At 67.7% G+C, this 14,101-nt stretch carries 11 protein-coding genes; 4 read left to right on the top strand and 7 right to left on the bottom strand.

Annotated elements, in window-relative coordinates; all coding sequences use genetic code 11:
- The first annotated feature begins 56 nt into the window (after positions 1-56).
- Positions 57-938: a LysR family transcriptional regulator gene (locus Q9Q79_RS02265; protein WP_058980710.1), complete on the top strand. Its 882-nt coding sequence runs from the start codon at positions 57-59 to the stop codon at positions 936-938.
- A gap of 94 nt (positions 939-1,032) precedes the next feature.
- Here the strand turns inward: Q9Q79_RS02265 and Q9Q79_RS02260 are convergent, their stop codons facing one another.
- Positions 1,033-4,095, bottom strand: coding sequence for an EAL domain-containing protein (locus Q9Q79_RS02260; protein ID WP_061201496.1), 3,063 nt, complete (start codon positions 4,093-4,095; stop codon positions 1,033-1,035).
- A 176-nt stretch (positions 4,096-4,271) separates the two neighbouring features.
- On the opposite strand from Q9Q79_RS02260, the gene Q9Q79_RS02255 reads away from it, so the two are divergent.
- Positions 4,272-6,383 carry a M13 family metallopeptidase gene (locus Q9Q79_RS02255; RefSeq protein ID WP_005407904.1) on the top strand — a complete coding sequence of 704 codons (2,112 nt, stop codon included), beginning with the start codon at positions 4,272-4,274 and terminating at the stop codon, positions 6,381-6,383.
- Between the two features lie 150 nt (positions 6,384-6,533).
- Here Q9Q79_RS02255 and Q9Q79_RS02250 read toward each other — a convergent pair whose 3' ends face one another.
- Both Q9Q79_RS02250 and Q9Q79_RS02245 read right to left on the bottom strand, forming a co-directional pair.
- Complete coding sequence (locus Q9Q79_RS02250) at positions 6,534-7,706, bottom strand: MFS transporter (RefSeq protein WP_005412115.1); 1,173 nt, start codon at positions 7,704-7,706, stop codon at positions 6,534-6,536.
- Positions 7,703-8,914 carry an MFS transporter gene (locus Q9Q79_RS02245; RefSeq protein ID WP_109337742.1) on the bottom strand — a complete coding sequence of 404 codons (1,212 nt, stop codon included), beginning with the start codon at positions 8,912-8,914 and terminating at the stop codon, positions 7,703-7,705. The genes Q9Q79_RS02250 and Q9Q79_RS02245 overlap by 4 nt, the downstream gene beginning before the upstream one ends.
- A gap of 133 nt (positions 8,915-9,047) precedes the next feature.
- Between Q9Q79_RS02245 and Q9Q79_RS02240 the strand changes: the two genes are divergently transcribed.
- Entirely contained in the window at positions 9,048-9,635 is a 588-nt protein-coding gene (locus Q9Q79_RS02240; RefSeq protein WP_049459298.1) for a TetR family transcriptional regulator, read from the top strand.
- A gap of 68 nt (positions 9,636-9,703) precedes the next feature.
- Here Q9Q79_RS02240 and Q9Q79_RS02235 read toward each other — a convergent pair whose 3' ends face one another.
- Positions 9,704-10,633 (bottom strand): oxygenase MpaB family protein, encoded by a 930-nt coding sequence (locus Q9Q79_RS02235; protein WP_049395678.1) that lies wholly within the window; start codon positions 10,631-10,633, stop codon positions 9,704-9,706.
- 310 nt (positions 10,634-10,943) lie between these two features.
- On the opposite strand from Q9Q79_RS02235, the gene Q9Q79_RS02230 reads away from it, so the two are divergent.
- Positions 10,944-11,558, top strand: a complete 615-nt coding sequence (locus Q9Q79_RS02230; RefSeq protein WP_005407899.1) for a hypothetical protein — start codon at positions 10,944-10,946, stop codon at positions 11,556-11,558.
- A 39-nt stretch (positions 11,559-11,597) separates the two neighbouring features.
- Here Q9Q79_RS02230 and Q9Q79_RS02225 read toward each other — a convergent pair whose 3' ends face one another.
- The 3 genes from Q9Q79_RS02225 to Q9Q79_RS02215 are packed head-to-tail and all read right to left on the bottom strand — an operon-like array spanning position 11,598 to position 13,996.
- A complete protein-coding gene (locus Q9Q79_RS02225; RefSeq protein WP_049395680.1) occupies positions 11,598-11,942 on the bottom strand; it encodes a hypothetical protein in 345 nt (114 codons plus the stop codon).
- A gap of 34 nt (positions 11,943-11,976) precedes the next feature.
- Complete coding sequence (locus Q9Q79_RS02220) at positions 11,977-12,747, bottom strand: LytTR family DNA-binding domain-containing protein (protein ID WP_005407897.1); 771 nt, start codon at positions 12,745-12,747, stop codon at positions 11,977-11,979.
- Entirely contained in the window at positions 12,737-13,996 is a 1,260-nt protein-coding gene (locus Q9Q79_RS02215) for a histidine kinase (protein WP_005407896.1), read from the bottom strand. The genes Q9Q79_RS02220 and Q9Q79_RS02215 overlap by 11 nt, the downstream gene beginning before the upstream one ends.
- Positions 13,997-14,101 lie beyond the last annotated feature (105 nt).

Here is a 14,101-nt window from a genome sequence, read left to right as displayed (position 1 = left end):
CTTCACTGGCCGATAAATACGATCGTTTGACCGTATTTATTTCACAAGGCGCAACAATGGACACCCTCGAGGCGATGCGCGTGTTCGTGGCGGTGGTCGAGCGCAACGGCTTCAGTGCCGCCGCCCAGGCCCTGGACATGTCCACCGCCGGCGTCACGCGCCAGGTCGCGGCGCTGGAAAAGCGCCTGTCCACCCGCCTGCTCCACCGCACCACGCGCCGGGTCAGCCCGACCAGTGCCGGCGCCGCCTACTACGCCCAGTGCGTGCGCCTGCTGGCCGAATTCGACGCGCTGGAGGCCAGTATCGGCGCGCAGGCGCTGGAGCCTTCGGGCACGCTGCGCATCAACGCACCGGTGAGCTGGGGCATTGCCCGCCTCGGCCCGCTGCTGGCCAGTTATCGCCAGCGCTTCCCGCAGGTGGAGCTGGACCTGGCGCTGTCCGACCGGCTGGTGGACATGGTCGAGGAAGGCTACGACGTGGCCATCCGCATCACCCGCGAGCCCGGTCCCACGCTGATCGCACGTCGCCTGGGCGAATCGCGGGTGAGCCTGTGCGCCGCGCCGGCCTACCTGGCCGCACACGGCACCCCGCAGACCCCGCAGGAGCTGCAGGCACACGCATGCCTGAGCTACAGCTACTGGGCCGCAGGCAACAACTGGCCGCTGCAGGGGCCCGGCGGTGAAGTGAAGGTGGCGGTAAGCAGCCTGCTGCACGCCAACAACGGCGACGTGCTGCGCGAAGCGGCGATCGCCGGCATGGGCGTGATCCTGCAGCCCGACTTCCTGCTGGAAGACGCACTGGCCGATGGCCGTCTGGTGCGCGTCCTGCCCGAGTGGGAAGCCGCGCCGATCGGCATCTTCGCGGTCTACACCAGCCGCAGCCACCTGGCACCGAAGGTGCGCAGCTTCATCGACCACCTGGTGGAGGCCGGGGTGTAGCCGAGCCTGGCGTTTGCCGTAGTGCCGGCCGCTGGCCGGCAATCAGACACCTCCCGGTCCTGGGCGAATGCCGGCCAGCGGCCGGCACTACCACTTAGGCGGCGACCTCATCCAGCGCGTCGATGATCCGTTCCAGCGGTGCCGGCCGTCCCAGCAGGTAGCCCTGCACCTGGTCACAGCCGTGCGCAGCCAGCCAGTCCAGCTGTCCCGGCGTCTCCACGCCTTCGGCGATGATGGTCAGGCCCATGCTGTGGCCCAGCGACAGCAGTGCGCGGCAGATCGAGGCGTTGCGTGGATTCGTTTCCACGTCCGCCACGAAGCTGCGGTCGATCTTCAGGATGTCCAGCGGCAGGTGCTGCAGGTAGGACATGCTGGAATAGCCGGTGCCGAAGTCATCCAGCGACACGCTGATGCCCTGCTCGTGCAGGCGCTGCATGGTCTGCATCGCCTGCCCCGGCTTGCGCATCAGGCTGCTCTCGGTCAGTTCCACATGCAGCGCACCCCGCGCCAACCCGAACTCCTGCTGGGCGCGGGTGAACTCGGCCACCAGGTCGCTGTTGAAGAACTGCACGGCCGAGACGTTGACCGCAATCGGCAGCTCGCCCCACCCGGCCTCGACCAACCGCCGCTGCGCCTTCGCTGCCGCTCGGATCACCCAGCGGCCAAGTGCCAGGATCAGCCCGGTGTCCTCGCACAGCTGGATGAACTCATTGGGCGGAATGAAGCTGCCATCAGCCTGCGGCCAGCGCAGCAATGCCTCCAATGCCGCCGGGCTGCCATCGCTGGCATGCCGGATCGGCTGGAAGTACAGCTGGAACTCGTTGTCGATGGCCGCATGGATGCGCCCGGCCAGGCGCAACCGGTCGGCCAGCCGCGTGGTCACCGCTGCGTCGAACCAGACCACCACGTTGCCCTCCGCACGCGCCGCGTGCGCCGCCTGCGCGGCCATGCCGATCACCTGTTCGGCGCTGTGGCCGTCACCGGCCACATGCACCGCCACGCCGATGCGCGGCTCGAACTGGTGCAGTGAATCCTTGCCGCGCATCGGCGCCGACACGATCTGCAGCAGGTCGTCCAGCACGCGCTGGGTATCGTGCTCCGAACCGATGGCGAACACGAAGTCCTCCGCCGGCTGGAACGCCAGCGTGCCGCAGCGTGCGCCCAACCCGCCCAAGCGGGTCGCCATCGACTGCAGCACGGCATCACCGATCTCACGGCCCAGCGTATCGGCCACCAGCTGCAGTCCGCGCAGTTGCACGAAGGCGATGGTATAGCCCTCGCCCTGCTCATCCAGCTGGTCGGTCAACGCACGCACGTTGAGCAGGCCGGTGGCCGGGTTGTGCCGTGCCTGGTAGGCCAGGTCGCGCTCGTAGGCCAGCCGTTCGCTCACATCCTCGGCCAGCACCAGGCACGCGGGCTGTCCGTCGAAATCGAGTTTGGACAGGTGTGCGCGCACCTCGAACACGCTGCCGTCCTTGCGCCGGTGCAGGCGCACGGTTGCGTCGGGGGGATCGCCCACCTGCGCGCGCTGGATGGCACCACGCACCTCGTCCCAGCCTTCGCGCGGGCGGATGTCGAGGATGCTCATCGCCAGGAACTCTTCGCGGCTGTAGCCGTACTGGCGCACCGCCGCGTCATTGACCTCGATGAAGCGCAGCGTGTCCGGGTCGAACACCCAGAATGGCGCCGGGTTGCGGTCGAACAGCAGGCGGAAGCGGCGTTCCACTTCGCTCATCTGCTCGCGCGCCTGGTAGCGTTCGCTCAGGTCGGTCAACGCGCCGATCATGCGTCGTTCGCTGTCGGCCACCTCCACCCGCTGTCCGCGCGCGCCCACCCAGCGCACTTCACCACCGGGCAGCACCAGGCGGAACACCTGGTCGAGCACTGCGCCGCCGGCAAAGGCCTGGTCGAAAGCCTGCTGCAGGCGCGCGGCATCATCGCGATGCACGCGAGCGAAGAAGTCGGCTACCGGCAGCGCATCGGTCTGCACGCCGAAGATCTCGCGCGCCAGGGGGGACCAGCGCAGCAGCGCGGCGTCCTCATCCACGTACCACGTGCAGACACGCCCGACCTGATGGGCCAGACGCAGCTCGGCATGACCCGCCTTCAGTTCCTCGGCCATCGCCTGCTGGCTGCGGGTACTGCGGCGCACCGCATACAGCAGCACCAGCAGCACCACGATGTAGGCCAGCACGATCGCCACCGATGCCTGCAGGTACGGCCACCAGGGTGCCAGCACGTCCTCATCGGCCAGGCCGATCTGCACCGCCAGCGGGCTGCGGTCGAGCGTACTGATGGTCGTGATGCGCGGTACACCATCGACCACGCCGGGCAGGCTGCCGAGCTCGACCACCGCCTGCTTGCCGAGCAGGTCACGCCGCGGCAGGTCGTAGCGGCGACCGACCGTGCCATGCGGATCGGGCACGCGCGCCAGCATGTAACCCTCGGCGTCGGTGATCGAGACCAGCCCGTTGGGACCAACATCCAGGCCGCCGGCGATGCGCTGCAGTTCACCACAGCGCAGCCGCGCCAACAGCCAGCGTTCACCGGCCATCGGCAGTGCCAGCGGCACCACCCAGTCGCCATCGCTGGCCCGCTGCGGCGGGCCGATGTACAGGGCACTGCCCTGCCCCCGGCGCAGCGGGTCGGTCCACAGCGGCAGCTGCAGGTCGCCGCGCCCGGCGGTCAGCGCGCGCCCGTGGCGGTCCAACACCACGATGCTGTGCAGTTCAGCGTGGCGGCGCAGCACGCCACCGATGGCCGCATCCAGCAGTACCGGGGCCTGTGACGGCACGCTGCGGAACAACTCACCGGCATCGCCGGCGATGCCGGTCATCGCCCGCTCCAGATTGCGCAGTTCCAGCGCCAGCAGGCGCTCGCTCCCCACCGCCAGCGCCCGGCTCTGCCGCTGCGCGGCCTCCAGGCGGCGGTGATGGTCGTTGGCCAGCATGGTGGCCAATCCGGCCACCAGCAACAGGCCCAGCAGCACGCCGCCCCAGGTGATGGCGCGCAACGGACGGGCCAACGCCCGCTTCAACGCGGGCATCGGTCGATCTTCCTTGTGCAGTCGGCTGGCTTCATGCGCGAACGAATCCTCCACATCCCCGACCTCAACGGCCGGCGGACGCCATTCTTGACGCCTGACCCCGTCCTGCATGGCCACCTCCCCGTGTCCGCGCAGGGCTCCAGGGCCCAGCATGCACCACCCCGGTGACGGCGTGAAGATCGCTTCGGCGCGTTCAGCCAGATCCTGCACAGGACCGGCCAGCCACGGGGACGGCCAGTCGGGCTGCGGCGGATTAGACTTGGGGTTTTCCGCTGCAAGAGAAGTCCATGTCCAAGCTGCGCCGTCCCACCCTGGCACTGGCCATCGTTGCCAGCCTGTCCCTGGCTGCCTGCGACCGTCCGGCCGATCCGGCCGCTGGCACCGCCAAGCCCGCCGAGGCTGCACCCGCTGCCGCCAAGCCGATGCTGGGCAGCTTCGGCTTCGATGCCAGCGGCATGGACCGCAGCATCGCGGCCGGCGATGACTTCTTCGGCTTCGCCAACGGCACCTGGGTGAAGAACACCGAGATTCCGGCCGACCGTTCGCGCTTCGGCAGCTTCAACGTCATCGCTGAAAAGACCCTGGCCGACACCCGCGCCATCCTCGAGGGTGCGGCCGGCAATGCGCAGGCCAGCGGTGACGACAAACTGATCGGCGACTACTACGCCGCCTACATGGACGAAGCCGGCATCGAGCAGCACGGCATCGCCCCGGTGCAGCCGCAGCTGAAGGCCATCGAGACCATCGCCGACAAGGCTGGCCTGGCACGTGCCCTCGGCGGCGAGATGCGCGCCGACGTCGACCTGCTCAATGCCACCAACTTCTACACCGACCGCCTGTTCGGCCTGTGGGTCTCGGTCGACATGCTGCAGCCGGACCGCACCGCGCCGTACCTCGTGCAGGGCGGCCTGGGCATGCCCGACCGCGACTTCTACCTGGGCGGCGGCCGCATGGCCGAACTGCGCAAGCAGTACCAGGGCTACATCGCGCAGATGCTGCAGCTGGCCGGCGTGGCCGACCCGGCCGGCAAGGCACAGCGCATCCTTGCGCTGGAGACGAAGATCGCGCAGGCGCATGCCACCCAGGAAGAAACCAACGACGTGACCAAGGGTGCCAATCCGTGGACCCAGGCCGATTTCAACGCCAAGGCACCGGGCATGGACTGGAACGCCTTCCTTGATGCGGCCGCGCTGGGCGAGCAGCAGGACTTCATCGTGTGGCAGCCCAAGGCCGTGGCCGGCCTGTCCAGGCTGGTCGCCACCGAACCGCTGGAGGTGTGGAAGGACTACCTGGCCTTCCACGCACTGGACCGTGCCGCCGCCTACCTGCCGAAGAAGTTCGCCGACGCCCGCTTCGCCTTCCATGGCACCGCGCTGAGCGGCACGCCGCAGCAGAGCGATCGCTGGAAGCGCGCCGTGGATGATGCCAACCATGCTGTCGGCGAGGCCATCGGCAAGCGCTATGTCGAGAAGCACTTCGACGCCAGGACCAAGGAGCGTGCGGACGAAATGGCGAAGAACATCATCGCCGCCTTCGCCAAGCGCATTGACGCACTGTCGTGGATGTCGCCGCAGACCAAGGCGCATGCCAAGGCCAAGGTCGCCGGCCTGACCGTGGGGATGGGCTACCCGGAGAAGTGGCGTGATTACACCGGCCTGGAGATCCGCCGCGATGACGCGCTCGGCAACGCACAGCGCGCCGAGCTGTTCGAATACCAGCGCAACATCGCCAAGCTGGGCAAGCCGGTCGACCACAGTGAGTGGGCGATGCTGCCGCAGACCATCAATGCGATGAACGTGCCGCTGGAAAATCGCCTGGTGTTCCCGGCCGCGATCCTGCAGCCGCCGTTCTTCGACGGTGCCGCCGACGACGCAGTGAACTATGGTGCGATCGGCGCGGTGATCGGCCATGAGATCAGCCATGGCTTCGACAACGCCGGCGCGCTGTTCGACGAGACCGGCAAGCTGCACAACTGGTGGACCGCCGAGGACCTGAAGCAGTTCAACGCTGCCGGTGATGCGCTGGCCGCGCAGTTCAGCAGCTACGAGCCGTTCCCGGGCGTGCATGTGAACGGCAAGCTGACCCTGGGCGAGAACATCGCCGACGTGGCCGGCCTGGGCACTGCCTACGATGCCTACCAGCTGTCGCTGCAGGGCAAGCCGGGCCAGACCCTGGAAGGCTTCACGCCGGACCAGCGCTTCTTCCTCGGCTTCGCCCAGGCGTGGCGCAGCAAGAGCCGCGAGCAGGCGCTGCGCAACTCGCTGCTGACCGATGTGCATGCACCAGGCCAGTTCCGCGCACTCACCGTGCGCAACATCGACGCCTGGTATCCGGCGTTCGAGGTGAAGGAAGGCCAGAAGCTGTACCTGGCCCCGGACAAGCGGGTCAAGGTGTGGTGATGTAACCGGAACGGGCGCCGCGAGGCGCCCGTTTCATTTCCCGGTAGCTGCCAACCTTGGCTGGCAAATGCCCCGCTCGGGTGGATGCCGACGTTGGTCGGCATATCTACAGGTCTACAGGACTACAAGCCATCCACGCATGGCGTGGATCTACCGGCGCGTTGTGGCAATCACCAGCGTGGCGACCATGGCAAGCCCGGCCGCGACCCACAGATTCGCATGCAGGCCCACGCCATCCAGCAGCCGTCCACCGCCCCACGCGCCCATTGCGATGCCGATATTGAACACACCGACATACAGCGCGGTGGCGATCTCCACCGCGTGCGGCACTGCCTTCATCATCCAGCTCATCAGGCCGACCGACACGCCGCCATAGGCCAGGCCCCACAGCAACAGCACCACAATGCCGCCGGAGGGTGTGCCGCCCAGCCACAGGAACAACAACGGCGTCAGCAGCAGGCCGCAAGAGATCGCCAGCAGCATGCCGCGCGGATGACGAGCGGCCAGTGGTCCGGCGATGAAGTTGCCCGCGATGCCCGCCATGCCATAGGCGAACAGCAGCGCGCCGATCCAAGCGGCATCCACGCCCGATCGCAGGGTCAGCAACGGGCGCACATAGGTGAACGCAATGAAGTGACCCGCTACCAGCAGCAGCGTCAGGCATAGGCCGCGCTGCAGGCCACGGTGGCCGAGCAGCTGCACGAACTGCGCCGGGCGCACCGACGCCACCACCGGCAACGCGGGAACCACCCACAGTTGCAGCAGCATCACCGCCGCACTGAACAGCGCCATCGCTGCGAACGCGAAGCGCCAGCCCAGGGCGTCGCCGATCAGTGCACCCAGCGGCACCCCCAGAACCGATGCTGCGGCCACGCCCCCGAAGATGATCGAGGTGGCCAGGCCGATGCGATGCGCCGGCACCAGGCGTGCTGCCAGCCCACCAGCGATGGCCCAGATCCCGCCCATGCAGAACCCCACCAGTACGCGCGCGGCCAGCAGCCAGCCGATGCCGGGTGCCAGCGCCGAGGCAACGTTAGCGACCAGCAGCAGCCCCAGCAGCACGCACAGGATGCGGCGACGATCGATGCCACCGGCTGCGATCACCACCAGCGGTGCGAACACTGCCGCCAGCAGGGCCGGCAGCGAGATCATCAGGCCGGCGGTGCCGGTGGACGCGCCGAGATCTTCGGCGACAGGGGTCAGCAGGCCCACCGGCAGCATTTCGGTGGTGACCACCGAGAAGGTGGCGAGGCCAACCGCAGAAACCGCCCACCACGGATGGCGATGCACAGGCGTGGCATGCGCAGGCGATGAAGCGCTCACGGGATGATGCCTTCAGGGGTGGATGCGGCAACCGGGCGCAAGGCACGTCGCGCGAGAACGGCCAACAGCAGCACGCCCCCGCCTGCCACCAGTGCAACGACAAAGCCGCTACGCACGCCCCCCGCATCGACGCTCTGCCCGGACAGCGCCGCGCCCAGCGCCACGCCGATGTTCAATCCGGCCAGCAGCCAGGTCATGCCCTCGGTCAGGCGCGATTCGGGTACGCGTTGTTCGACCAGCGACATCGCCACGATCATCGTCGGCGCGAAGAACACCCCGGCCAGCAACACCGCCACGGCCAGCCCGGGCAGGCTGCCGACCCATGGCAGCGGCAGGGTGGTCATCGAGGTAGCTGCTGCACCGAGCAGCAACAGGCGCCGCAACGGCGCCTGCAGCTTCAGTGCCCCGAACAGCAGGCCCGCCGCGCAGCTGCCCAGCGCATAGGCCGACAGCACCACGCTGGCGGCAAGCGGCTGCCCCCGCTGTTCGGCGAAGGCCACGCTGGTGATGTCGACCGTACCGACAATCACGCCCATCGCCAGCATCAGCAACGCCAGCAGGCGGATCTCCGTGTGCCGCAGCAGCGAGCCCGAGGGAGTTGCACCTTCGTGCTGCTGCAGCGGCGGCTCGGTGCCCCGCTGCAGCACCAATGCGGCGACGCCGACCACCAGCAACAGGGCGGCCGCCAGTACGCCGGCCTGTGGCCATACCGCCACCGACAGCCCCACTGACAACGGTGGACCGACGATGAAGGTCACCTCATCGAACACGGTCTCCAGCGAATACGCGGTCTGCAGCTGCGGGCGACCGCGATGGATCGCAGTCCAGCGTGCGCGCACCATTGCGGACACGCTGGGCATGCATCCAGCCAGCATGGCGGCGACGAAAAGCGCCCAGTCTGGCGCAGCCAGCAGCGTGCACGCGAGCAGCAGCAACAACCCTGCCGCACTGGCCGCAGTAGCCCATGGCAGCACCCTGCCCTGCCCGCGCCGGTCGACCCAGCGCGATACCTGTGGCGACAGCAGCGCGTAGGTCAGCACGAAGGTGGCCGACACCGCACCGGCCAAGGCATAGCTGCCGCGCAGCTGCGACAGCAGTGTGATGATGCCGATGCCGGTCATCGGCAGCGGCAGGCGGGCCAGCAGGCCGGCCAGGGCGAGGCCGGCGGTGCCAGGGGCGGCGAACAGGTCGCGGTAGGGGGTGGCCATCGGGATCTCCAGGGCAGCGGCTTGCCTGGCGCTCCCGGCGCCACGACAATACATACAGAGCGTATGAATAAGAGCCTACATTCATACGCTTCGTATGTAAATAATCATGCACTGCGTATGTAAGGAGCTCCGGATGGTCCGTCGCACCCGCGCGGAGATGGAAGAAACCCGTGCCAGCCTGCTGGCCACCGCCCGCCGCGTGTTCAGCGAGCATGGCTATGCCGCCACCTCGATGGATGACCTGACCGCCCAGGCCGGCCTGACCCGGGGTGCGCTCTACCACCACTTCGGCGACAAGAAGGGCCTGCTGGCCGCGGTGGTCGCCCAGCTCGATGCCGAGACCGACCTGCGCCTGCAGGCGATCAGCGATGGCGCGGATGATGCCTGGGACGGTTTCGTACAGCGCTGCCGTGCCTATCTGGAGATGGCGCTGGAGCCGGAGATCCAGCGCATCGTGCTGCGTGACGCGCGCGCGGTGCTGGGTGGCGCCTCACCGGAATCGCAGCGCCACTGCGTGCACTCGATGCAGCGCCTGATCGAACAGTTGATCGAGCAGGGCGTAGCGATGCCGGTGGATGCGCAGGCGCTGGCATCGCTGATCTACGGCAGCCTGGCCGAGGCCGCGTTCTGGATTGCAGAGGGCGAGGATGGCGACGCGCGCCTGCGGCAGGCGACGACGGCGCTGGAAATGCTGTTGCGTGGCTTGAAGTCGGCCGGGTGAGGCCCATCCACGCATGGCGTGGATATGCTGCCGCATCCGCTCTGGTAGGTGCCAACCAAGGTTGGCACCTACCGGGGAACGGTGGGCCACTCGCGCAGCACCGACACCGGCACGCCCATGCGCGCACAGGCGCGGCTGGCGAGGCCATCGGGCAGCGCACGGCGGAACAGCGGCGCCATGCCCTGCATCAGCTTCGCTGAAGCGGCCGCCTGCGCACGCTGGCGGCCGCTGCGTTCAAGCATGCCTTCGGCCCAGTCCGGCAGCAGTGCCGCACCGGCGCCAAGGAACACCTCGCGCGACAGCCCCGGCACCGGTACCGGCAGGCGCACGCCGGACAACACCTCCAGCACTTCACGCGAGCGCTCGTCCACACGCAGCTCCGGTTGCCGCGCGCAGAAGTACGCTGCCACCTCGGCTTCACTGCGCGGCACATCCACCGCACCCAGTGCTTCGGCCACGCGGCGGTACTCGTCGTAGTAGCGGTCGGCGATGTGCGCCGGCACCTCGCGCCCGTAGCGACGAAAGCCCTGCAGGAAACCAAACGCCTCAGTCACGTGCACCCATGTCAGCAGTTGTGGATCGTCCGCCGCGTAGGGCTCGCCCTGCGCGGTCTGGCCGCGGATCCGTGCATGGATGCGGCGCACCTTGGCCACCAGCGCCTCTACCTCCCCGCTGGGTGCATAGCTGGTACCGGCGACAAACGCGGTGGTGCGACGCAGGCGACCCACCAGGTCCTGGCGGAAATTGGAGTGGTCGTAGACCCCGGCCAGCGCGCGCGGATGCAGGGTCTGCAGCATCAGCGCACACAGGCCCCCGGCCAGCATCGAGGGGAACTCCGCGTGCAGGCGCCAGGTCACGCTGTCAGGTCCAAACCAGCCCGGGTCACCCAGCGGCTGGTCGTAATCGATGCCGCTCTGGCCACGCGGGAAGGCCTCCAGTACCCAGCGCCGGATCGGCGCGGTGACGGGGCGGGAGAGTCGCTGCAGCAGAGCCGGCATCACAGGTCCAGGAAAAGCGAAAGAGTGGGCCGCGAGTTGCGCGGTCAGCCCCGATTCTGGGCGATCACGACGCCGGCGGCGAGTCTTCGCACTCAGCCACGGTTTCATGTGCGGCCGCAGCACATTTCACCCTGCGACATCCTGTCGCAGGCTCCGGCCTCGATGCTGCGATGCAGCAACATTCACCGATTCAGAGAAGGCCCTTACGCGGCTTGGCATGGCGCCCATTGCACGGCTCGCTGGAAGTGCTAGAACTGGACCCGCCACACCGTCCAATGCTGATCGACGCACGTTCCACAAGGAGCCAGCCATGATTGCTTTGTTCAAGGGTTTGGGAATTCTGCTTCGCGACAACGAGCTCTACAGCAGCCCGTTCGATAAACAGGTTGCGCATTGGCGCAATCTCAGCGAGCAGCAGATCCGCGATGAAGTAGCCGTGCTGGCCCAGGCCAAGTGCCAATGGCTGATCGCCTCGATCGTCGGCTGGCAGGCAGCCTCGCTGCTGATTCTTGGCCTGATCGCCAACTACCTGTGGCGTGACGACTTCCATATCACGTTCACCCGCGTGGTAGTCGTGTTCGGCTCGTGGGTCTCGATCCTGTTCGTGATCTGGTTCATGGCCAACATGTTCGATCAGCAGGCCGGTTTCGAGCGCTGGATGAAGGCGTTCAACAGTCGCGCACGCATCAGCTCCAAGGCCGACAGCGTCGAGCACGTGGCCGAGGCCCTGGAACTGGCCGAGCATTACCCGGAAGTGCTCGATTACAAGCAGGCGGTCACCGCCAAGCGCGAGCTGCGCCACGAGGACATCCGCATCATGACCGAGATCGGGCGCATGAAGCAGCACTCCGAACTGGTCGGCCGCCTCAACCACGTGGGCGAGAACGAGCACCACCACGACCTGACACTGCAGCCTGCCTACTGACCCTTCAGGGAAGCGGGGGGACCCACAATGCCACCGTGATCACTCACGGTGGCATTGTTCTTTCCGATCCTCGCTGACGCACTGGGCGAAGCCCTTCGGCAGGTCCCTGAACTCCTGGGTGGTGCCGACCGCCAACGCGAACGACCGTATCGGCGCTCTCGCACACGCGGCGTCAGGACGACAGGCCGGGTCCAGCAACAGGTAATGGCACTGACCGCTGCGGCTGGCCATGCACTCAAAACGCGCCACGCCGTCCACTACCGTGCGCTTGCTGTACAGCGTGTCCACGCCATTGGCAGTGGTGCGGGTGATCGCGGTTTCGGTGGACTTCTGGCAACCGGCAAGCGCCAGTGCAGCGAGGCCTGCAAGCAGGAAAAGACGCATGCAATGCTCCTGGTAGCGGAAAGGTGCGGTGCGGCTACATGCCGCGGAACAGGCTCATGAATGGTTGGCTGACCACCAGTGTTTCCGTCCGGCCCCGCAGCCGCAGCACACCGCGCCCGGTATCGTCGCGGCTGACCGCCGCCACAGCCTTCATGTTGACAATGGTCGAGCGGTGGATCTGGCGGAAGTGCTGCGGGTCGAGTACTTCCAGCAGTTCGCGCAATGGTGTGCGCAACAGGCTCTCGCCGGCAGCGGTGACCACGGTGGTGTACTTGTTGTCGGCACGGAAGTAGGCGACATCTTCCAGCATGATCAGCTGCGTCTCGCGGCCGTTGCTGGCGGTGATCCAGGCCAGCGGCGGGCGCTCGGCAGCACCCTGCGATGGCCCCAGCCGCTGCAGCAGGCGTTCAAGCACGGCGTCATCCTGGCGTGTCGATGGCAGCCGCGACAGGATGCGCTCACGCGTCGCCAGCAGGCGTTCGTCACTGACCGGCTTCAGAAGGTAATCCATCGCGCCCTGCTCGAACGCGTCGATGGCGTACTGGTCATAGGCGGTGACGAACACCACCTGGGTACGCGGGCTCAGCTCGGACAGCGAGCGCGCAACTTCGATGCCACTGATGCCGGGCATGCGGATGTCGAGGAACGCGATGTCCGGCTGCGTCTCGGCCAGTTGCTCCAGCGCACTGGCGCCGTCCTCGCACTCGGCCACCAGCTTCAGCTCCGGCCACAACCGGCGCAGCTGTTCCACCAGTGACTGCCGCAGCAGTTCCTCGTCTTCGGCAATGAGGGCTTCAAGCGGCATGGCTGCGCTCCTTGTGTGTCTGCGGCAAGGTCATGGTCGCGGCCACACCGCTGGGGAAGTTGGCAACGATCGCCACGCCGGCCTGCTCGCCACAGGTCAGGCGCAGGCGTTCGCGCAGGTTCTTCAGGCCGATGCCGGTGCCGCTGGTGCCCTGGCCGAAGCCGAGCCCGTCGTCGGCGACGGTCACGGTCACATGGTCATCGAAGCCACGCGCCAGGATCCAGATCGTGCCACCGCCGGGCTTGGGCTCCAGGCCGTGCTTGATCGCGTTCTCCACCAGCGTCTGCAGTGCCATCGCCGGCAGGTGCACGCCATGCAGCTCATTCGGTACCTGCACTTCCACCGCCAACCGTGCGCCCATGCGGATGCGCAGGATCTCCAGGTAGGCGCGCGTGCGTTCCAGCTCCACGCCCAGCGTCGACACCGACTCGTCCACCTGCGGCAACGAGCTGCGCAGGTACTGGATAAGGTGGCCCAGCATCTGCTCGGCACGTGCCGGGTCGGTGCGGGTCAGCACCTGCGCGTTGGCCAGCGTGTTGTACAGGAAGTGCGGCTCCACCTGCGCATGCAGCAGGTTCAAGCGCGCGACCGACAGTTCCTTTTCCACCTGGGTCTGTTCGGCGGCGGCCTGCTCATCGCGGCGCTGGTCGGCAACACGGCGGCTGATCGCGCGGGTGACCGCTTCGGCATTCTCGAAGTTGCTGCCCTCATCCAGCGCCAGCAGATCGGCCCACCAGCCAGCATCCGGTTCGAACAGCAGAGTGACGGTACTGGTGCCCTGCCCCGGCGTGACCGTCGCCAGCACGCTGTTGCGCTTGATCGCCAGCCGCGCCGGCAGGTTCCAGCGCGAGGGCTGGCGGCCATTCCAGAGGTCCACCCGGCGCACGTAGGCGCGCACCTGCAGGCTGCCGGCCGAGCTTTCCACATCTTCCACGCGCGGAAGTTCGGCAATCGCCGCTTCCACCACGGCATAGGCCTGGCCGGCATCCATCGGCAGTTCCACCTGGCGGCGCTGGCGCCCGGACAACGTGGTCGAATCCAATCGGCCGGCCACCAGCCAGACCCGGCGCACGTGGGTGATCGCGCTGCCCAGCGCGGAGATCATCAGGAACATCGCCAGCAGGCCGAACACCCAGCCCGGGCCATCGTTCATGCCGCTGAAGATGCCGCTCCAGACCATGCCGGCGACAACCAGCGCGGCGGCCCAGGCCAGCAGGTGGCGGATCAGGAGAGAGAGGCTGGCGAACACGGCGGCGCCTTGGAGGAAGGGGGTGAGCCGAGCATAGAGCGGCCCGCCGGGCAAACAAGCGGGCTGCGACGAAGGCCGGAAAAGCGGGGATGGAAGGCCATCTGG

This window comes from Stenotrophomonas sp. a6, from assembly GCF_030913325.1.
In the GTDB taxonomy this organism is placed as follows: Bacteria; Pseudomonadota; Gammaproteobacteria; order Xanthomonadales; family Xanthomonadaceae; genus Stenotrophomonas; species Stenotrophomonas maltophilia.
The sequence above is the reverse complement of the archived record's forward strand: the minus strand, read 5'-3'. Positions and strand labels throughout refer to the sequence as shown.